This window comes from Schlesneria sphaerica (assembly GCF_044336245.1).
Lineage (GTDB): Bacteria > Planctomycetota > Planctomycetia > Planctomycetales > Planctomycetaceae > Schlesneria > Schlesneria sphaerica.
The window spans coordinates 5176649-5198177 of sequence record NZ_CP172346.1 but is presented as its reverse complement, the minus strand read 5'-3'; the positions used below and the strand labels follow the sequence as shown (position 1 = coordinate 5198177).

Annotated in this window: 12 protein-coding genes; 6 read left to right on the top strand and 6 right to left on the bottom strand. The window is 56.8% G+C overall.

Going from position 1 to position 21529, the window contains the following annotated elements:
• Positions 1-118: 118 nt before the first annotated feature.
• On the bottom strand, positions 119-673 hold the full coding sequence (locus tag ACGY09_RS18830; RefSeq protein WP_397568953.1) for a hypothetical protein: 555 nt from the start codon (positions 671-673) through the stop codon (positions 119-121).
• 226 nt (positions 674-899) lie between these two features.
• Here ACGY09_RS18830 and ACGY09_RS18825 point away from each other — a divergent pair, with 226 nt between their 5' ends.
• The 6 genes from ACGY09_RS18825 to ACGY09_RS18800 all read left to right on the top strand — a co-directional run bounded on the left by ACGY09_RS18825 (position 900) and on the right by ACGY09_RS18800 (position 8129).
• On the top strand, positions 900-2816 hold the full coding sequence (locus ACGY09_RS18825; RefSeq protein WP_397568952.1) for a hypothetical protein: 1917 nt from the start codon (positions 900-902) through the stop codon (positions 2814-2816).
• 138 nt (positions 2817-2954) lie between these two features.
• A complete protein-coding gene (locus tag ACGY09_RS18820) occupies positions 2955-3860 on the top strand; it encodes a hypothetical protein (protein WP_397568951.1) in 906 nt (301 codons plus the stop codon).
• Between the two features lie 288 nt (positions 3861-4148).
• Complete coding sequence (glpK, locus tag ACGY09_RS18815; protein ID WP_397568950.1) at positions 4149-5642, top strand: glycerol kinase GlpK; 1494 nt, start codon at positions 4149-4151, stop codon at positions 5640-5642.
• A 2-nt stretch (positions 5643-5644) separates the two neighbouring features.
• A complete protein-coding gene (locus tag ACGY09_RS18810; RefSeq protein ID WP_397571888.1) occupies positions 5645-7216 on the top strand; it encodes a glycerol-3-phosphate dehydrogenase/oxidase in 1572 nt (523 codons plus the stop codon).
• 290 nt (positions 7217-7506) lie between these two features.
• Complete coding sequence (locus tag ACGY09_RS18805) at positions 7507-7767, top strand: hypothetical protein (protein ID WP_373653430.1); 261 nt, start codon at positions 7507-7509, stop codon at positions 7765-7767.
• Positions 7764-8129, top strand: a complete 366-nt coding sequence (locus ACGY09_RS18800) for an STAS domain-containing protein (protein ID WP_397568949.1) — start codon at positions 7764-7766, stop codon at positions 8127-8129. Before ACGY09_RS18805 ends, ACGY09_RS18800 begins: the two co-directional genes overlap by 4 nt.
• Before the next feature lie 287 nt (positions 8130-8416).
• On the opposite strand, the gene ACGY09_RS18795 is transcribed toward ACGY09_RS18800, so the two are convergent.
• The 5 genes from ACGY09_RS18795 to ACGY09_RS18775 all read right to left on the bottom strand — a co-directional run bounded on the left by ACGY09_RS18795 (position 8417) and on the right by ACGY09_RS18775 (position 21242).
• The gene (locus tag ACGY09_RS18795) at positions 8417-11713 is read right to left on the bottom strand and encodes an efflux RND transporter permease subunit (protein ID WP_397568948.1); all 3297 of its coding nucleotides are present in this window, start codon (positions 11711-11713) and stop codon (positions 8417-8419) included.
• A 124-nt stretch (positions 11714-11837) separates the two neighbouring features.
• Positions 11838-13157, bottom strand: a complete 1320-nt coding sequence (locus ACGY09_RS18790) for an efflux RND transporter periplasmic adaptor subunit (protein WP_397568947.1) — start codon at positions 13155-13157, stop codon at positions 11838-11840.
• 637 nt (positions 13158-13794) lie between these two features.
• Positions 13795-18525 (bottom strand): PVC-type heme-binding CxxCH protein, encoded by a 4731-nt coding sequence (locus tag ACGY09_RS18785; RefSeq protein ID WP_397568946.1) that lies wholly within the window; start codon positions 18523-18525, stop codon positions 13795-13797.
• Between the two features lie 169 nt (positions 18526-18694).
• The gene (locus tag ACGY09_RS18780; RefSeq protein ID WP_397568945.1) at positions 18695-20131 is read right to left on the bottom strand and encodes a DUF1501 domain-containing protein; all 1437 of its coding nucleotides are present in this window, start codon (positions 20129-20131) and stop codon (positions 18695-18697) included.
• Between the two features lie 112 nt (positions 20132-20243).
• Complete coding sequence (locus ACGY09_RS18775) at positions 20244-21242, bottom strand: WD40 repeat domain-containing protein (RefSeq protein ID WP_373653436.1); 999 nt, start codon at positions 21240-21242, stop codon at positions 20244-20246.
• Between the last annotated feature and the right edge of the window lie 287 nt (positions 21243-21529).

Genomic DNA, 21529 nt, shown 5'->3' with positions numbered 1-21529 from the left:
TATTCTGGATCAGGAAAGCCAGACTTGCCGACCGGTTTTCAGCAACCAGGCAGGCCGTACACACTGGATCCGACAGCCGTAAAAGCGGTGAGGCAAGCTCAATTGCGATGGACGCAACTCATTCTCGGGATTCTTCGTAAACAAGTTCCCCACCAGAGTACTCAGCCCTTTTGGAATAGTCTGGAAGCTCGATCAGGTACAGAGTTGAGTTTTTCTGATCCTCAGGACGAAAACCCACCAGATACACAAACCTCTCGAACTCACGCGGATTCATCCGTGCTTCAAGTTTGTAGTAAAAGTCGGGAATCAAGCCATAGTCGTGATATTCTTCCCTGTAGGCTGACAAGAATGGCAGAGCTTGAACCGCCGAGGGAAAGATCAACATCTTGCCCACCACCACGAACAGGCACGCCAGGATTCCGCAGACAAAGCTAATCAGCAACGGTGCCGGGTTCTTCATTAACCGGCCTCTATTATCAGGTCTCTGCAAGACAACCAAAGTCAGTCCGCCCCCCGATTCGCTTTCTGTCACCTTTTGAACCTGAAATTCACCGGGAAAGGTTTCTGTCCAGTCCACCCACATCGCCCCTTTCAAGGCCGCGGAATCTGCGATGTGTGCACGGGCCCGCGCACACATCGGACGGTCGACAAGTTCCATAATCAACGCAGACATTGTACAACGCACATCATCATTGCGCGTAGTGGATTGCGTCGCTGCTTTCGACTGAGCGTACGAGAAGCTCAAGCCCGGACTGAACGCGTGATGCGACCACTGAGCCGACCGATCTGTTACCCTTCACGATTCGGTTCCGCAGCAGTTTCTCTCGGCGTCATCCGGAATGAGCACACCGCGCGGTGACTACAAGTAAACACGGTCAGGACGGCGAGCGGTAAAATCCATGTCGATTCAAATTCCATGTCCGAACTGCGGAAAACACCTCAAGATTCCCGATCGAAGTCTGCTGGGACGAAAGGGAAAATGTCCTAAGTGTGCGCACACGTTCGTGCTCGCGGAGCCAACCGTCGTTCCCCCCGAAGCGACCGGGTCCCCGGCACCCCCGCCGAATCGTACCAGCGAAGACTCTGCTCCGTCGTCCTCGAAGACAGAAACGGTTCCGTCGGGCCAGATCCCGAGTGAGCCAGTGGCTTCCCCGCAGGGTGCCCCTCCCGATTTCAACTTCAGCGTTCCACCTGAGCTGGCCGCACTCGACCGGATTGCCACCACCAAAGGAACAACGGAGCGACTGAAGGAACGACAAAAGCAGAACTCCCGTCGCAGAAATATCGGCCTGGGGCTGACAGGACTGGCCCTGGCGGTCATTGCCGGTATGGTGTTTATCGTTCCCCGCTTCACATCCAAAACGTCGTCGGAACTGCCCAATCAGGCTTCGTCTGACGCCGCTTCGCAGGAGCACGACGCCGTGAGCGAGGCCGGTTCGAACGAGGGCCCCGCCCATTCGAGCCCGACTCACGGCAAGCCGATCGAACTCCAGTACATTCCCTTCGGATCGCAGGTCGTGCTGAATCTGAGACCGGCCGAACTCTGGAAGCCCGATAGCCTCGGAGAAGAAATTCGCTTCTGTGCCCCGGCACTCGCTCAGTTCATTGAAAAGACACTTCAGGATCTCTTCCAGCGAAAACCCGAGCAGGTCGAAGAGCTGATGATCTGCCTGATCCCCGGAATGCGTGGGACGCTGCCCGATGTTGCCGCTGTCGCACACCTGACCGAAGAACAAAAACGCAGCCAGTTGATCGAACAATTCGGCATGCGCGATGACAGCTATTCTCAACCTGTTTACATTTCGGAACAGCGCGCCTACATGATCGTCGATCAGCGGACGCTGGTTGTCTGCCCGAAAAGCCAGGCACAAGAGATGGTCGATGCCGTGACGCAGCGACACCCCGCCGAAGCAATCGACCCGCTGCTTCCCTTTACCGATCGTGATCGACACCTGACCGCAATCTTCAATCCACAAACACTGACACTGCAGGAGACCTGGTTTCCGCAGAACGTCCTGCCTTTGATTCAGAACTCCGTCGACTGGCTGGGGGATGATGTCGAAACCGTCGCCTGGAGCATCCAACTGTCGCCCGACGAATTCTTCTCGGAAATCCTGCTGCACGGAAAAGGTGTGACCGGCAAGAAGGCGATCCTGAAGCTGGAGAACGAGCTTCAGGAGAAACTGGCCGGACTTGCCGAACACCTGCTTCCCTATTTCCAGCAGATGAACCCCCAGGAAAAAGGCAAACGGATGGTCATTGGACGCGTCCCGGCGATGATGGAAGTATTCTCGATGGCAACCGAGTTCCACCACGGACCAGAGCACGTTCAACTGGTCACCAGCCTGCCCGATGTCGCCGGTCCCAATCTGGTGCTGGGAGCCATGCTGTCCTGGGAAGAGTCCACCAGAACAGACTTCACGAAGTCGCGCCCCCTACCTGCCGACCCGAAGCAATCCAAAATTCCGGAACAGGTCGCCGATCGGCTGCAGATGCGGATCGATGTCGATTTCCGTCGAATGCCACTGAATGAAGCATTCGACTTCATCGCCGGGGAAATTAAGACACCTATTGAAATCGATGGCGACGCACTCAAACTGGGGGGCTTTACCAAGAATATTGCACAAACCTTCAAGATGGATGGAGCTCCCGTAAAGGACGTCGTCTTAAAGATCTTCGCAGACTCGAAGGGGATTGATCCCAAACCTGAAAAGACGTTAGTCATCATCGTTGATGAAGCCAGGAAGAATCTCCTGGTCACCACCTTGGCCGCAGCCAGCGCGAGCGGGTTGAAACCATTTGAGCTGACGAAATAAATTGAGAAGACGAACGGCAGGTCTGTTCATCTGCAGTCCTGCCATGCTGTTCCGTAATAACATCACTTCTTTGAGACAACGTGAAGGATTCGGTCACTCAAGTTCCTTCTCCCCTTCTTCTGAAAATTGGTTCTCGTAATGTCCGGTCGTTCTTCCTGTCCTGAATGCGGTACGACTCTGCGGATTCGCGATCGTTCGTTTATCGGCAGGCGGGTCAATTGTCCGGAGTGCAAGACCGCACTGCGCATCACTGAAACGACCGGCGACGGACAATACGGGATTCGCCGACTCACCCCTGACGAGCTTGCCAGTCACGAACATGCTCGCCGCAGCAGGAAGTCCCCGCAGGACAAAATTTACGTTGCAAAAGCGCCGACCTCGACGACGTTTCAGCGCCTGATCAGTTCTCCCCTCACCGCGGCGTGGCTCTTGGCAATTGCGATTTCCGTGTTCGTCGCTGTCCTTGCTCTGCGTCCCAAGCACCGTCTGGTCCCTGCACCGCCCCCTTCCCCCATCGACGTCACCGGAATGCCCACCGAGACGTTGCCAGAGAACATCGATACCGACCAGCAACCCTCGCCAGCCCCCGTCGGCGCATCGGATCCCACACCCCCGGTTGCCGTCGTGCCATCACCGGTCGAGAATCCTGACGTAGTTGCCAGTGCGCTCGAACCATTCAATCGCGACGCTCCCCTGCCTCCGCACCTGGCCCAGGCTCCAACCGACATCATCCCGGAGGACGAGAGCCCGACGTTTCCACCCCCGCCGCCGAAGGTGGATGTCGAGGGAAAGCTGACTCAACGGCTGCTGCTCTACAAACAATCGAAGCCAGTCAGTCGTCGGGACCTGTTGGAAGCCCTCCAGGAACACCTGGGAGCCCCCATTCTCTATGACGACGATGATCTGGGCCGTGATCGGTTGAGCAAGACGATGACCTTCGAGCTCGAAAACACGACGGTCGGGGGAGTGCTGCAGACGATTACCGATTCGGCCGGCTGGACCATCCAGATCGAAGCGACGGGATTGCGATTGCGAGGAGAGTAGATTGCGATCCCCGACAATATATTTCGCCTGCCGCAGCTCGTCACGTCCTCCTCAATGACAGTTGTCTCTCCGCTCTGCCCCTTGACCTCATGGAAGCCGCGGTCCCTCACGAGGGGGCGCTTCAATTCAAAAATGTCGGATGGTCTCCAGCGACGAAGCGGCGGATTCGCGTGATGGATTGCACCGGCGCGGGTACAATGAGAGGCGTCCCAATCACCGCAATCGAAATCAAAATCTCAGGTCGGCAGAACCCTTCCCTTCACGCCGCATTTCGTGAGTATTGCATTCATGCCCTACGTACTCGCACTCGACGCCGGAACGACCAGTTGTCGGGCACTCATCTTTGATGAAACGGGTCCTGTCTGCCAGATCGCACAACGCGAATTCCGGCAGCATTACCCCCAGCCCGGCTGGGTCGAACACAACGCCCACGACATCTGGGAAACGCAGCTGTCCGTGGCGCGACAGGCGATCGAACAACAGGGAATCCATGCCCGCGACCTTGCAGCGGTAGGGATTACGAACCAGCGTGAGACCACCATTGTCTGGGATCGTAAAACCGGTCAGCCGATCTGTCCGGCAATCGTCTGGCAGGATCGACGTACCGCACCGATGTGTGATCGGCTCCGCCGCGACGGGGTTGAGGGACTCGTCACAGAACGAACCGGACTGGTTCTGGACGCTTATTTTTCCGCAACGAAAGTTGCCTGGATTCTGGATAACGTCTCCGGTGCGCGTGAGCGGGCAGCAGCAGGAAAACTGGCCTTCGGGACTGTCGATACCTGGCTCATCTGGAATCTGACGAAAGGGAAAAGCCATCTGACAGATGTCACGAATGCCTCCCGGACGCAGCTTTTCAACATCCATACCCGGCAGTGGGATGCCGAACTGCTCAGTCTCTTCGGAATCCCCCGGGCAATGCTTCCGGACGTTTGTGAATCCAGTGGTCAGCTCGCCGAAGTCGCCGCAGAACAATTCGGAGCTGCAATTCCCATTGCGGGTATCGCGGGTGATCAGCAGGCGGCACTCTTCGGACAACTGTGCGTCCACCGAGGCGAAACCAAGACAACGTACGGGACCGGTTGTTTCATGCTGCAGCACACCGGAGACACTCCGGTCGCGTCACGTAGCCGGTTGATCACGACCATCGCTGCGGCACCTGCCGGCCAGGTCGCTTATGCACTCGAAGGAAGTGTCTTCATTGGCGGGGCGGTCGTGCAATGGTTGCGAGATGGATTACGGGCGATTGTCTCATCTGAGGAGATCCGCGACCTTGCCGGATCGGTTCCAGACAGCGGCGGCGTCTACTTTGTGCCTGCATTTGCCGGCTTGGGAGCCCCCTACTGGGATGCAAATGCACGAGGAATGATCATTGGTCTGACACAAGGAACCACCGTCGCACATATCGCCCGTGCTGCGGTCGAGTCGATTGCGCATCAAGTCGCGGATCTCGCCGCTGCGATGCAAAGTGACTCGGGCGTCACGCTGCCGGAAATGAAAGTGGATGGAGGGGCAACACGGGATGACCTGCTGCTCCAATTCCAATCGGACTTGCTGCACGTCCCTCTGGTTCGTCCAGCGGTTACCGAGACCACGGCGCGCGGGGCGGCGTTCCTGGCAGGTCTGGCAGCAGGCGTCTGGACCGACGTGTCTCAACTGGCCACTTTAGAAAAGATCGATCGACGATTTGAACCTCGAATGGATCAGGCCGTTGTGACCCAGGCCCGGGAACGCTGGAAAAGGGCCGTCAGTCGCTGCAAAAACTGGGAAGGAGATGAATGACTATGAAACGGGAACAGATGCGAGAACGTCTGGAGAGTCGTCGCACCCCCTGGGACATGCTCATCATCGGTGGCGGCGCGACAGGTGTCGGGGTCGCGGTCGACGCAGCGTCACGCGGCTACGAGGTCTTGTTGCTTGAACAGCATGATTTCGGGAAAGGGACCTCCAGTCGCAGCACGAAGCTCGTGCATGGCGGCGTCCGTTATCTGGAACAGGGGAATATCTCGCTGGTGATGGAAGCGTTGAAAGAACGGGGACTCCTCCGTCAGAACGCCCCACATCTGGTCCATGATCTGGCCTTCATCGTTCCGAGCTACACCTGGTGGGAATCCCCCTTTTATGGCTTCGGGCTCAAGGTCTACAACCTCCTGTCGGGGCGGTACCGCTTCGGCCCCACAAGTCGTCTGTCGCGTGACGAAATCCTGAAGCGGCTCCCCACCATCAAGACCGAGGGCCTGCAGGGAGGCGTCGTTTACTATGACGGACAATTCGATGACGCGCGGCTGCTGATCAATCTGGCGACCACCGCCAGCGAACGAGGAGCGGTGCTGCTGAATTATATGGAAGTCACCAAACTGCGACGTGATGTCGACGGTTTTATCAGCGGTGTCGTGGCACGGGACCGCGAGACAGATCATCAGCTCGAAATCGCTGCCCGCGTCGTCATCAATGCCACCGGAGCTTACTGCGACGCAGTCAGAAAAATGGCAGACCCCGCGGCGTCGACCTTGATCGCACCCAGCCAGGGAATTCACCTCGTTTTTGACCGTTCGTTCCTGCCCGGTAACTCGGCCATCATGGTTCCCCATACTCCTGACGGTCGCGTGATGTTCGCCATTCCCTGGCACCAGCATACGCTCGTCGGAACTACGGACGTTCCGCTGAATGACATTCCGATCGAACCCGTGGCCACCGAAGAGGAAATTGACTTCATCCTTGAGACCGCGGGTCGCTATCTGAGCAAGCCCCCCAGAAGGAGCGACATTCTGAGCGTCTTTGCGGGGATCCGCCCCCTTGTCCGTACAGGAGACGGCACCAATACGGCGGCACTTTCTCGCGACCACACGATTCACATCGACCACTCAGGCCTGTTGACGATTGCCGGTGGCAAGTGGACGACCTACCGGAACATGGCCGAAGACTGCGTCGATCAGGCCGCCACATTGGCTCAATTGCCTGAGCGACATTGCCTTACGAGAACGCTCGCTGTACACGGTGCTGCCTCGTCCGCCAGCGTGACGTCACATCTGGCAGTCTACGGATCCGATGCCGTCAGAATCGAAGATATTGCCAGCGCAAATCCCGAACTGCGAGATCGGCTCGACCCTGCGCTCCCGTATATCGGGGCCGAAGTGATTTTTGCCGTACGGCACGAGATGGCCCGAACGGTCGAGGACGTGTTGGCGCGACGAACCCGATCTCTGTTCCTGAATGCCAAGGCAGCGGTCGAAATGGCTCCACGTGTCGCCCGCCTCATGGCAAGAGAGTTGCCACGAGATCAGGCCTGGATTGCCGATCAAATTGCCCAATTTGAACAGACTGCAGCCAGCTATCGGGTATCCACAAACGTCTGAAAGCTCTACAAAAAAAGGGGTTTCGTCGAATTCCCCCCCTGAAAAATCTGGTAGTCAGGTGGTCATTCACTCGACCGGAACTGAATTTGCCTGTCAGACACTTCCAGCACTGCTAGACGCGGTTCAGTTCTTGAACCGTTTGCCAGTTTGGTCCAGGAAGGCTACCAGTCCTACTTGGGCTTCCTCAGGTTTTCACAATCGCTTCGCGAACACTTCACACTTGATTTTTACACTTTTCATCTCCAGCACAGTTTTTATTGTCTGGAATACCATTTGCTACGTGGACCGCCATGAAACTCACCGAAAAACATCTCGACAAATCGACCGACAGCTTGTTTGACCATATCCGTGCCAAGACCTTCGGCCGGTTGCACAAGCTCGACATTACCCAGAATTCTGAAGGCCGATTTCGCATTTATGCGGTAGCGCATTCCAGGTTCGTAGGACAATTGACGGAATGGGCCGTTTTTGAACGTGTTCCGCCGCAGGATGTTGACCTGGAAATCTTTGTCAGATTGCCGTCACCTCCCCTTACTGAGATCCATTCATGACCGCAGTACTTGCTCAGAGTTTTTATGTCGAACAAGTCAACGATGTGACTGTCGTGTGCACTATGGTTCCTGCCATTGTCGACGGCAACTACGAACTCATTTCTGACGAGCTTTTCGAACTTGTGGAACATATCACAGCACACGGTCCGATTCAGGTTGTGATGGATCTGGGCAGCTTGAAATCGATTGACGATTGGGGCGTCGCCATGTTGCGGGCCTTCGATGAAACAATCGAAAGCTGTGGTGGAGTTACCATTTTCTGCCGCCTCTCAGACAACGTGGCTGCAGCTCTGCATGAGAGCGGATTGAGCAGCAGCCTTCGCATCTGCGAGACGTGTGCTCAGGCCGTCTGGTCCTTCTAAGGCAGATCCTGCCTTGCAAAACTTACGACGCGGTACAGATCCCGTTGTCGATTTTGCTTCTACTGCCCCCTCGGAAACTGGTCGCGCGCGATCCCCGTGGAATCATTGACCGCATGAGACGCACGTGGCGCAGACTTTCGTCATCGTGCTGATGTCTCGCCCGGATCGCCACCCCGGCGTCACCCAACGTGTGACATCACCGGTCAGAAGTGTTTCCGTGCGTAGAGACAGACAGACTCTGCACGATGGATTTCAAGGAGGAAGCCGAGCGAACCGACGACGACGGCCTAATCAGCATCACCAATCGCACTACGGATCTCATTGCGGACCGGCGGTTGAGCGGATCGCTTTCGCACCATCTTTCTGACGGGCGCCAGCGTGATCACTGCCAATACAAATCGAGCGACCCTGGCGGGGAACGAGTTCGCTAGCCACTGCCACCCCGACATCTTGTCGATGACGTAGAAGAAGACGGGTGTCAGGAAGATCCCGAAGAAGGTCACGCCGAGCATTCCGCTGAAAACCGCCGTTCCCAGGGCACGACGCATTTCGGCACCCGCACCGGTGGCAATCACCAGCGGCACGACCCCCAGAATAAAGGCGAACGACGTCATCAGAATGGGTCGCAGTCGCAGTTCGCATGCATGCAGAATCGCCTCTCGGGCAGGAACCCCTTCACTGCGGCGATACTTTGCGAACTCCACGATCAGAATGGCATTCTTACACGCCAACCCGATCAACACGATGAAGCCGATCTGAGTGAACAGGTTGATGTCCATGGAGGCAATCGCCACGCCCGTGATGGAACTCAGCACGCACATCGGCACCACCAGAATCACCGCCAGTGGCATCGACCAGCTTTCATACAGGGCTGCCAGTACCAGGAACACAAATACAACCGATAAAGCGAAGACGATGATCCCCGTATTCCCCACCATCCGCTCAAGATAGGTGATCTCGGTCCACTCCATGGACATCGTATTGGGAAGTTCGGTGCGGGTCAGTGCTTCAACCTGTTCGATGGCCTGCCCCGTACTGAATCCCGGTTCGACGTTCCCGTTAATTGCCGCCGCGGGATACATGTTGTACCGAGTCAGAACAAGTGGTGAGCTGATTTCGCGCACGGAGGCAATCGCGGCCAGAGGAACCATCTCGCCCATGCGGTTACGAACTCGCAACCGGCCCACATCCTGAATTTCGTCGCGGAATTGCGAGTCGGCCTGAACGACAACTTGCCACGTCCGGCCAAAGCGATTGAAGTTATTGACGTAACGGGACCCCAGATACGCCTGGAGCGTCCCGAAGACATCGTTTAGCGAAATCCCCTGCGTTAAACAGGCACGACGGTCGATGTCGACGAACAGTTGAGGTGAATTGGCCTTATAGACCGTGAACAGCCCCGTCAGTGCTGAGGCGGACGGCTTGTTTCCCTGAGAAACGATGTTATCCGTCTGCTCCTGCAATACCTTTAGCCCCACTTCCCCACGGTCTTCAATCATCAGCTTATAACCACCTGCACGCCCCAGTCCGCTTACCGCAGGGGGAGGAAACACGTTGATGATTGCTTCCGGAATCTCGGTCGCGTACCGCTTCCGTAATACTTTGAGGATTTCATCGGCTTGCATCGACGGATCGCGCCGATGGTGGAAGTCTTTCAAGATGATGAACATCGAACCAAAGTTTGATCCGTACGCACTGAGCACGAACGAGTTGCCAGCGACGGAGTTCACGTTCTTGATCCCCGGTGTTTCCAGCGCGATTTTCTCGATACGTGCAACCACATCACGGGTACGAATTGCCGCGGCGGAATCGGGAAGCTGGATACTGGCGATGAAATAGCCTTTATCCTGCGTCGGAATGAAACCCGTGGGTAGGCTCTGGAACGTGGCATTCGTCAGCCACAGCAACCCGACATACGCCACCAGCACCAGAATCGGGACACGCAGGAGCCCGCCCACAATCCCAATATACAGCCTGGTGGAAAGTCCGAAGGTACGGTTGAACAGCCAGAAGAACCAGCCGAACAGAGTATCGATCAACCAGGTTAAAGGATCGCGTCCCGCCGACTTCGGCTTCAGCAGCAGCGCCGCCAGCGCCGGACTGAGCGTGAGCGAGTTGAAAGTCGAAATGATCGTAGAGATGGCGATCGTTAACGCGAACTGCCGGAAGAATTGCCCCACAATCCCGGAGAGGAAAGCGCACGGGATAAACACGGCGCTGAGCACGAGTCCCACAGCAATGACGGGGCCCGAAACCTCTTCCATGGCCCAGATCGCGGCTTCTCGCGGAGAGAGTCCCTTCTCGATATAGTGCTCAACCGCTTCCACCACCACGATGGCATCGTCAACCACGATCCCGATCGCCAGCACCAGACCGAACAAGGTCAGATTGTTGATGCTGAAGCCGGTGATGGCCATTGCCGCAAAGGTCCCCACGATCGCCACAGGAACCGCGATCAGAGGAATGACCGCAGCCCGCCACCCCTGAAGGAAGATCAACACGACGAGCGCCACCAGAATCACGGAATCGCGCAAAGCCTTAACGACCTCTTCAATCGATTCCCGAATAAAGGGGGTCGTATCGTAACCGACTTCGTAGTGAACCCCGTCCGGAAATGACTCCGAAAGCTCTTTCATCTTATTCTTGATGAGGTCGGCCGTTTCCAGCGCGTTCGCGTCAGGCAACTGAAAAATCGCCAGACCCACCGTCGGCTTACCATCAAAGCGGTTGCTGACGTCCTGGGAGCGTGCCCCCATCTCAACGCGACCAACATCCTTGATGCAGATGATTTCGCCTTCGCCCGACATACGGACAATGACGTTCTCGAATTCTTCGACGGTGGAGAGTCGGCCCAGAACATCGATCGGCAGTTGCCGCACGACGTCATTAACGTCCGATTTGGGTGGTGTAGGAGACTGACCGATCTGGCCAGCGGCCACTTCCAGATTTTCTTGACGCAGTGCGTTGACGACGTCGCTGATTCCCAGTTCCCGCATCGCCAGTTTGTCGGGATCGACCCAGATTCGCATACTGTAGTCGCGCTGACCGAACACCAGCACTTCACTGATCCCCGGAAGGCGAGCCAGTTCATCCTTCACTCGCAGCACGGCGAAATTGCTGAGATATAGCTGATCGTAGCGATCATCCGGACAATTGAGACTCACGGTGAGCAGAATGTCAGGAGAACGCTTTCTGGTCGTCACGCCAGTCTGACGAACCACATCGGGAAGAGAGGGAATCGACAGGCTGACACGGTTCTGAACGAGCACCTGTGCCAGGTTCAGATCGACGCCCGGTTTGAAAGTCACCGTCAACGTGTAAGAGCCGTCACTGGTACTTTGTGACGACATGTAAAGCATGTTTTCGACGCCATTGACCTGCTGCTCAATGGGTGCCGCGACGGTCTGGGCCACCACCTGGGCACTGGCCCCCGGATAATTGCAGTCAACCTGAATCGTAGGCGGGGCGACGGGGGGATACTGAGCGATGGGCAGTTCGAAGACCGCAAGACCGCCCGCCAGAGTGATCAGGATCGACAGGACACTGGCGAAGATCGGTCGATCGATGAAGAACCTTGAAAACATGAGAACTCTCGTCAGGTGACGCCAGGGTGGGATCGTTGCAAAGTGACAATCAAACCACCTCGCCAGGTTGGGGATGGAACCCACCCGCAGTCAGCCCGCAGTGGATTCCTCTCCCCAGGAACTGTCAGGGACGGCCAAGCACGTCCGTGGTTGCCTTGGCTTCGATGGCTTTATGCCCGCCTGTCGAACTGCTCTCTGGTTTCCGATCGATCGATTTGGCGGGAACGGATTCTCCTCCGGAAGCCGGCGATGCTGCCGATTCAGGACTTTTCTGGGCCACCAGTTCGGGGTTCACCTTGATCCCGACGCGAGCACGCTGCAAACCCGAGACGATCACGCGATCTTCGGGGCCGAGTCCCTCTTCAATGACGCGGCGTCCTTCTTTCAGCAAGCCGATCTTCACGCGGCGATAGGTCACGACATCTTCATCGTTGACGACATACACATAACGCTGCCCCTGATCGGACCCGAGAGCTTCTTCCGGAATCAGCAGGGCAGGATGAGGATTACCAATCGGAACATGCAGGCGGATGAACATCCCCGGTTGCAACAGCAGGTTGTCGTTGTCGACGGTCGCACGCAGGCGCAGGGTGCCCGTGGTCGCCGAAATGTGGTTATCAAGGAAGTCGATCTCACCCGTGCGGGTAAATTCGGTTTCGTCCGCCAGCGCGAAACTGACGTGATACTTAGAATCGCGTGGCGAAGGAATCTTCCCTTCCCGGATCAGTCGCTCGACCCGAAGTACGGTTCGTTCGTCGATATCGAAGTAGGCATAGATCGGATTCAGTGACATCACGGTCACAAGCGGTGTCTCGTCGGCTTTGACCAGGTTACCGGGATCGACCAGTCGTCGACTGATACGTCCGGTAATCGGCGACGAGATCTTGGTGAACTCGAGATTCAGTTCGGCGATTTCCCGGGCCGCGATCAAACCATCGACTGCCGCCCTGGCTTCCGCGAGGTCTGCCGACACCAGATCCAGATCGGCCTGCGTGGTATTCTTCGTGCCGAACAGCTTGCGAATACGTTCTTCTTCACGTTTCAGGCGATCGACACGTGCACGACCTTGTTCGACATTGGCGCTGGCCCGGGCGAGTTCTGCGGCGTACGGACGTGCATCGATTTCAAAAAGTGGCTGATCTTCCTGAACGTTCGATCCGTCGACGAAAAAGGTTCGATCCAGATATCCGCTCACTCGCGACCGAATTTCGACCGCCTCCCGGGCGACCAGTCGGCCGGTGGTCTCTTCAAACTCTTGAACTTCTTCCACCACGGGCACCGCAACGCTCACCACCGGGGGGGGGGCTTCTTTGGACGGTGGAACTGTCTTCTGGCACCCCGTCGCCAGTACGCCCGCAAGCAAGACCATGGCCCGTGGAGAACGAGATACGAGACTGCGGATGACGACTGAACTCACGTCAAAGCGAAAGGGGAATATTGGCATAAGACGAACCTAACATAGCCCAATGTTATACAGGCAGGAGGGTAGGAAGCAGCAAACCGGAGGGACCCCTAGGCAGCGATCTCTATCTTAGGCTGTCGAACCACTCCGAGACAACCGGTTTGCGTCCTCACTGCATCCAATTCAGAATATTGAATTCCCAGCCTTGGAGCCGATAAAGAACACCTGTCCACTCGACCTTGTACGCTCGATTCCTTCGTGATTTTTCGGAAGAATACGGGGAACCGGAATGGGGCTGACACACCCGTATTCGCTCGAGAAACAAAGTACTTGACGTCTCGAAAACTTAATCCAGAAAGGGGAATCAGTACACTCGCGCACGATCGTCCACATCTGCGTGACCTGAATTCTGATTTAAGGTTACTTCCGATGGGGTTATACCTTCATAACCTCACACGGCTTCGTGTCGCGCTGCGGTCAACGGGATCCAGCCGGAAAGTCCTGCTCCCTTTGATGTGCAGCGCCCGGCTCTCGGCGCGCTGCAATTCGTTCGGATATCCAGTTCGGATATCCACACAGCAACCGGGCCTCGCTTCGCCTGCATTGCGCGAAGGCTCCCCGACCGCGTGAGATCTTCCTCCCCAAAGCGAACCCTCAGACGACCGCGGTCAATTCCTGCCTAGCGATCCGTCCTGGTCAGCTTGATATAGTCCAGGCCGACCATATAGCCCTTCACCGCATTCGGGTTCGCACCGGTAATCTGGAAGCCCAGTTTGTGCGTCCCCTTGGTCAATCTTCTGATCCCGAATGACAATTCGCCGGTTGTGACGACATCGATATCGTAGCAGTCGGCCGGAGCGCCGATCGGTTCGTCATCAAGCAGAAGTTGCACGATTCCGTAGTCACGGGCCATCGTCAGGACGGCATCGATCTCATAGGTTCCTTCGGTTTCCACCGGCAGTTCCAGTTCCAGCTTCGCTCCCGGGGATGCCCCCGTCCACCAGAGATGGTCGTTCCCTGACCACTTATCCTTGGTAAAGCCTGCCATGGGCTGACTCGACACATTCCCTGCGGACTTCCCAACGATCTTCAGCCCCTCGCCTTCAATGGCGTTGGGAACGCGACCCGTTTGCGGATCAATCGGCCCCTTGGGTCCTCGTAGAGCAACCTGGTGGGGCGACCCCAGATAAGCGATCAGGTCGCGCTGTTCGTCTGGTGTCAGTTGGTTCATTTGGCCTTCAGGCATGAGCGACAACTCAGAAAGAGTTCGCTCATCGATATCTGACTTCGCGACCACAACCGTGTCATTGATCGTCCTGAGCGTTACCGCACTGTCCGTTTCCTTTTGGATCAATCCCGAGATCACTCGGCCATCCGTCGTCGCGATGACTGTCATGCGATAGTCCTTCCCGACAATCGACGAGGGATCCAGAATGTTCTCCAGCAGGTAATCGACGTTGGCACGATTTGAACCCGTGATGTCGGGACCGATCTTGCCCCCTTCTCCAAACAGGACGTGACACGCGGCACACGTTTTCGCGAACAGGCGACGGCCATTTCCGAGATCCGCCGTCTTCAACCGGGCCGGGGAAAGACCTTCCTTATGCTTGGCAATCAGGGCGAGTTTGTCACTGGCCGTGGGACGAATATCGCCCCAGACCGACTGAATCCGTTTCGCCAATGCCTCGTCCTTGAAGCCGAGCAACTGCTGAACATGGTATGCATGCACATCGGTCCGCGGCACGGTCCCCTTCTCGATCGCGTCGAACAGCTTTTCTGCCGACCGGGGACGGCCAACCAACGTGTTGATCGCATCGCGCTTTTCGCTGTCGGGAAGCTTGCCATAGCGTTCAAGAATCTGGTCAGGAATCTTTGGCTTGTCGTAGGCCCCCAAAGCCCGGATTGCGGGACCACGCAGTTCAGTCTCGTCGAGCACCGCCAACAGAGAATCTGCCGCTTCGGTGTCACGACCTTTCACAATCAGTTCCAGAGCTTTCTGGCGTTGGGGAAGCGGCGCGGACGAATCCTGCAGCAGGGCTCGCATCCGCGGCAAAATTCGTTTGTCGCCAAAGGCGACCGCCACCTGGTCCGCCCGTGATCGAATTTCCGCATCGGGGCTGTTGACCAGTCGATCGTAGGCAGGGGTCCACGCTGCGGGCTGCGGAATATTGACGCGGCCTTCAAACGCCTTGTTGATCTCTTCGAGAATCTGCTTCTGCGTCGCCGGTTCCGAAGCACTCGCCAACCACTCGATCGCCGCATTCAATGTCTTCTCTGTTGCTGCCGCTCTGCGGACAATGTATCGAGCGACCCGTTCAATCCGGGCACCTTGGGCCATCGCAATGGCTCGTTTGGGATCCGCTTCAACCAGCGGTTCAATTCCGTACCACAGCACGAGTGGCAAATTGTGGTCATCGGCATCCTCGCCGTGTCCGACCAGAGCTGACGCCAGTTCCCAGCGCTGTTCCAGCGGAAGTCGCTGCAACGCCGACGCCAGGTAAAGCCGGACGACCGGGGATGAATCGGTCTTTGCCAGCGTCACCAGCGTGGCAAGTTCACCCGACGTAACGGCTCGGTCTTCGAGCATGAGCTGAATCGCCCACGCCCGCAGGTCTTCATTCTCAACTCCGGGCAATGCGAGCAGTTGCATCCCCAGATCATGATCAAGTCCGAATACCGCATGGATCGTCCACACGATACGCAGCTTCTGTGGGACGCCGTCTGCCTGGTCCAGTTTCTTTCGCAGAGCCGACCGAATTTCCATCAGCGAGGGGCTGCCAGCCTGTTGCTTTTCCGCCTGAGCGACGGCTTCCTGCAGCCGCCGGCGTGCCATCCTCACATACCATTCATTCGGATGGTCGAGCAGCGCTACCAAATCTGGCAGCCGGCTCCCGGAGAGCGTCTGAAGCATTGACTGAATCTGCTTCCGGTCGGGGCGCCCGGTCCCCTCATACGCGAGATTGTAGACGCGTCCGTTCGTGCGATCCCAGATCTCGGGATTTGTCCGGTGGCAGGCATTCTTGTCGTACCAGTCAATCAGGTAGACCGAACCATCGGGTCCGTACTTCAGATTGATTCCTCGGAACCATCGATCATTGGCAATCAGCGTATCGGGGGCCCGCTTGCCGATATAGCCCGATCCGGATGGCTCGAGCAGACATTCGTTGATGCGGTTGCCGTGGACATTGTGCATAAAGATCTGGTTACGATAGCCCGCGGGCCAGTTGTCACCCAGATAGATCATTGCCCCGCAGTGAGCGTGCCCACCTCCGGCTGCCAGAGTATCGGCCGGTGCGTGTGGTTCATGCCCCCACCAGGCATGGTCGGCCAGATTCCCTACGTAGTGGGCGTGGTCAGCAATGGTCTTGATGTCTTCGAATGTGTAGGGATTAAAATGCTGCCCCCCCTGCCGGTGATAGCGTCCCCCCTGCACCATGTGCCACAGGTGCGGAATCACACAAGCAGTGATGAAGGCGTGACCGCGATCGTTGAAATCGACTCCCCACGGGTTACTGGTTCCATGCGAGAAAACTTCGAACTGATGTTTCGTCGGATGATATCGCCAGACACCCGCATTCAGTCCCTGACGATCCTTGTCAGCAGTTCCAGGCTTCCCGACTTTTGAATGTGTGAAGACTCCGTGACAGCCGTAGAGCCAGCCATCAGGTCCCCAGATGAACGAGTTCAATGTCTCGTGCGTATCCTGCCACCCGAACCCGTCCAGCAGGACGGTCGCTCCCGTGGGAACATCCCTGGGGAACTGGACGTTCGCATGGCTCACAGGGTTCGGAACCTGATCGGGAACATCGTCGCCGTCCTGGTCAGGGATGAACATCAGATAGGGAGCGGCACCGACCCAGACGCCGCCGAAGCCCAGTTCCAGACCGCTGACCAGATTCAGCCCTTCAATGAAAACTTTTCGTTTCTCAAACCGGCCGTCGCCATCCGTGTCTTCGAGAATCACGATCTTGTCCTTGCCTTCACCGTCGGCGGCACGGATCGGGTAGGTGTATGCCTCGGCCACCCACAGACGGCCGCGATGGTCAAGCGTGAATGCCACTGGCTGATGCACCAGTGGCTCGCCCGCCGCGAGGCTGACGACAAATCCGTCCGGCGCAGTCATGTTCGCTGCCGCCTCTTCCGGAGAGAGTCCCTCGGCCATCGCAATTGACTTTTTCGGCTGAGCTGCTTGCCACTCCGCTTTGGTGACCTGCGAAACCGTCTGACTGAGAACGTGACAGCCTTTCATGCCCCCCACGACGATGTCAGGCCGTTTGTCTCCATTCAAATCCCCCACGCTGAGCTGCCGCCCGACCCCGGCTTCGCCATCGATCTGGTAGGGAATCCAGTTGATACCCGACGTGCTTCGTTCCAGCTTGAACCAGTACACCACGGCCCCCGCGTCCCACATGGGACTTTGCTCATGATGGGACCAGTAGGTCTTGCCCGTGACGATGTCTTTCAGGCCGTCGCCATCCATGTCGTGCAGCGCCAAAGTGTGCAATTCGGTAAACAGCACTCCGTAGGGGCTTTCTTCCCGTTTCTCGCCCATGATCAGATGTTTGACAAAACTGATCTCATTCCCATCTCGCGTCTGTTCGTACCATGCGAGCCCAAATGCGTGTGCGTTCAGGCTGGTGATGACGTCATTGTCTCCATCCCCATCCACATCATACGCAAACATGTCACCTCCCCCTGCCCCGGCGAAGGCAAAAGGATGCAGTTTCCAAAGAGGATCACCGGCGAGTGACTCGGGCTGTTCCAGCCATCCACCTTTGAACAACAAATCCAGACGGCCGTCGCCATTCACATCACCGACACCCAACCCATGGCCAAACGGAGTGTCCGCGATTTTGTCACTGATCACATGGAATGTCTGATTGGCGAAAGACTGTCGGGGATCGAACGCGATATATCCGAACACGCCATCACGTGCGAAAACCAGTTCGGGCTGAGCGTCGCCGACAAAGTTGACGAACTGAGGTGATTCATTCCCCACCTGATCGGAAAACTGATGGCGTTTCCAGTGTTTGTCGAGATTCTTCCCCTGCGGATTTTCGAAGATGAAACCCGGTGTTCCGGGAAGTCCCACGGTCAGGACATCGTTCCAGCCGTCACCGTTGAAGTCGTAAACCCACGAAAAGAAGTTGTCGGAATAACCCCGCCGGTTCTGCGACTTGGCGGGATAGATCTCATGTCGACGCTCAAACTTCGGGCCTTCCCACCAGTAGGGCCCATGCACGATGTCGACGATCCCATCCTGGTTGAGGTCCCCGAAGCTGGCCCCTTCAGAAAAGTAATCCTCCGTGAGCGGCTGTCGCTCGAACCGAGTCAACAGAAACTCTTCAGCGCTGACCGTTCCACTGACGGTCACGAACAGGCACAGCAATGAAAACAGGGAATAGCGCATCGTTGAAGATCTCATCGCGGCATTGAAGGCAAACCAAATTCAGTCAGGGAGAGCTGCCAAGTATGGCATCCCTCTACGGTCAGGACAAACCACTTTCAGCGTGGGAACCACGACCGGAGCGGAAGTACAGCGATCGAGACTGGACGAGCCAGGAAGGAGGGGACCCTCTTCAACTGAGGATCTCGTGAATTGTATTACCACCGTGCGCGATTGCGAGCGGACGTCCGAGACGGTCGGGGACTGTCATGTGCGGGTCAATTCCCAGCAGGTGATAGACCGTCGCAACCAGATCGCCGGGTGAGACAGCATGGCTGACGGGATACGCAGCCTGCCAGTCGGTTTCGCCGAAGACCATTCCCTGCTGCACACCGCCGCCGAAGAGCAGGCTGAACCCGCACTGAGGCCAGTGATCTCGACCCGCCTTGGAATTCACTTTGGGAGAACGGCCCATTTCACCCATCACGATGATCAGGGTCGAATCGAGCAGCCCTCGTTGTTCAAGATCTTCGACGAGAGCAGGGACGCACTGATCCAGAATGGGCAAGTTATACTCCTTGAGCATGCTGAAATTGTTTTCGTGCATGTCGTAGGAATGTCCGTACCGCCCGAAAATCTCGGCGTGAACGCTGATAAACGGGACCTGAGCTTCAACCAGGCGCCTCGCCACCAGCATGCTCGATCCGTTCAGGTCCCGTCCATACCGCTCGCGCAGGGCATCCGTTTCCTGATCGAGATCGAACGCGTCGCGTGTTCTGCTGGAGGTCAGCATGTCGAACGCGTGCTGCTGGAACTGACTCAATCGATCAAGGACGCCCGAGCGGCGAGTCTCTTCAAATTCGATATCGAGTTGATCGAGAATCGACCGACGGCGACTCAATCGGTCAACGGTAATGCCGGGCAGTTCGTCCAGCGAAGGAAGCCGCGGTTCGCCCAGCGGCAGAACCGGGTCGTAGTACGATACCTTCGGTTCCCGCTGAAATTTCGGGTCGCAGACGGCGAACAGCGGGTCATATTGGCTACCGAGAAAACCACCGTAGGGTCCGGGTCGTCGAATCCCCGGATACATGGCACTTTCACCCCAGCCGGGATAACAGGGAAGGCAGACAGCGCCCGGCATCCCTTTGGGGCTCATTCCCAGGTACTGACAGATGGCTCCGATATCGGGCGGATCTGTCGGTTCTGCCTTGATCTGGGCGAAGCTGCCGTCGGTAAATCCCGTCATGATCGGCAACGGATTGTGTGCGTTATATCCGTGAGACACCGTTCGAATGAGACAAGCCTTGTGCATCAATCCGGCCACGTTCGGAAGATGCTCGCAGATTTGTAAACCGGGGACTGACGTTGCGATGGGCTGAAATTCGCCCCTGACTTCCACAGGTGCCAGTGGCTTCATGTCAAACATATCCAGTTGACTGGGACCACCGAGCAGGTTGAAGAGAATCACCGACTTGACGCGGCCTGCGGGCTTTTGCGGTGACGCTTCCGACGCATGAAGCAATCGCGGAAGACTGAGCCCCCCGAAGAGTGATAACGCTCCCACTCGCATGAGTTCACGACGAGTGACTCCGTCACACAGTTTCGCAGCACCACCGAGGATCGTCAGCATCGCCTGCACCCCTGTGAACCCACAACCTATCAGCAGAAGTTTATCAATCTTCTGCCGCTGAGGAAGTCACATTCAGGTTTCACTGCGGTCTCCGTCAGATCTTCGCAATGAATCATCGTTTACTTTTACGCCCTTCGTTGAGACGCTGAATCAGATCGACCCGACTCATTTCGCGATTCTCAGAGATGGACCATGTACGAAGTGTTCCATTTCCGCTGGTCGAATAGATCACGTCGCTCGATCTGGCAAAAGCAATTCGAGGGAATTCCGCCTCGACAGGCAGACGATGCAGCGGTGTCCCCTCTCTCGCATCGAAGATCTGAATCCCCGCAGCGGGGGATGTTGCGGCCAGCCAGCCACTCTCCCGCGTGAAAGCAAGGCTGATGAACGGCACCCCTTCAGACATCTTCGTCAGCCAAAGTTTTTCACCACTCGGGGCGTCATAGACAATCACGTTCCGGTCTTGCACGACCGCGAGCAAACCGCCGTCATCGGAAAACAGCAGTGACTTCACATGACGACTGTCATCGCGAAATGAGTGAATCCTCACTCCATTCATCACGTCATACAGGGCAATCCCATTTGTCAATGTCGAGACGGCAAGAACCTGGCCACGTGGGTCCAGAGCCAGTTTTCCTGCGGGGATTTCCAGGGTGAAGTCGACGACCAGCGGATCGTCTTCGGAAAACTTCCAGTAACGGGCGAGTGTTCCGTTGGCGACCCGGATTCCGGACTGACCATTCGCAGCCAGGTCGGTCAACAACCGCTGGCATTCTGGAACTTGTTCAGAAATGAGAGTGGCACCATCCCGAATGATTTCCACTTCGTTGTCCTGGTTGGAGTACAGAACGGTTCGGCCATCAAAGCTGATTCCCCAATTGCCGATCGCATCATTGCGGCGACGATACACGGGTTGGACTTGATTCGTCTCGAGATCGACGGCAATCAGTTCCCACATCCCGAGTTGACACCAGAGTGTCTTTCCGTCGGATGTCATCGCGGTTCTCATGATCTGCTGAACTTCAGCGTGAAGCTCATCAGAGTTGCCACCTTGATCAGGAATGAAGAGCGAGTGGCACCCGATAAACCCGATCCAGATCAGGCTCGTCACGATAAACACTTCCAGTGCCAGAGTGAGGATCGAGTGCCCGCTTCTGTCCGGGCGCCGGGACTCTTTCTGCGCAGAACAGCGATTCTTTGTTCGCTCGTCCAGGGCCCCACCCGGGAAGCACTCAAGGGGTCGAGTGCCGTCGGGATTCGAACGAGTACGGTATCGCTTCATCGAAAATCTCCGCAGAGTGAGCCCGTTCCGTGAGGAACCACTGGTCAGCCACATCCGATCGTGTGAGCGCACGGCGATCCACGCTCGCCGCTTCCGCACGAGAAAAAAGAGAGAAA

Bases quoted from the DNA above. Each gene is read 5' to 3' on its own strand.
- ACGY09_RS18810 (WP_397571888.1), top strand. From the start codon at position 5,645: ATGAAACGGGAACAGATGCGAGAACGTCTGGAGAGTCGTCGCACCCCC.
- ACGY09_RS18830 (WP_397568953.1), bottom strand. From the start codon at position 673: ATGTCTGCGTTGATTATGGAACTTGTCGACCGTCCGATGTGTGCGCGG.
- glpK (WP_397568950.1), top strand. From the start codon at position 4,149: ATGCCCTACGTACTCGCACTCGACGCCGGAACGACCAGTTGTCGGGCA.
- ACGY09_RS18795 (WP_397568948.1), bottom strand. From the start codon at position 11,713: ATGTTTTCAAGGTTCTTCATCGATCGACCGATCTTCGCCAGTGTCCTG.
- ACGY09_RS18825 (WP_397568952.1), top strand. From the start codon at position 900: ATGTCGATTCAAATTCCATGTCCGAACTGCGGAAAACACCTCAAGATT.
- ACGY09_RS18790 (WP_397568947.1), bottom strand. From the start codon at position 13,157: ATGCCAATATTCCCCTTTCGCTTTGACGTGAGTTCAGTCGTCATCCGC.
- ACGY09_RS18780 (WP_397568945.1), bottom strand. From the start codon at position 20,131: ATGCTGACGATCCTCGGTGGTGCTGCGAAACTGTGTGACGGAGTCACT.
- ACGY09_RS18805 (WP_373653430.1), top strand. From the start codon at position 7,507: ATGAAACTCACCGAAAAACATCTCGACAAATCGACCGACAGCTTGTTT.
- ACGY09_RS18820 (WP_397568951.1), top strand. From the start codon at position 2,955: ATGTCCGGTCGTTCTTCCTGTCCTGAATGCGGTACGACTCTGCGGATT.
- ACGY09_RS18800 (WP_397568949.1), top strand. From the start codon at position 7,764: ATGACCGCAGTACTTGCTCAGAGTTTTTATGTCGAACAAGTCAACGAT.
- ACGY09_RS18785 (WP_397568946.1), bottom strand. From the start codon at position 18,525: ATGCGCTATTCCCTGTTTTCATTGCTGTGCCTGTTCGTGACCGTCAGT.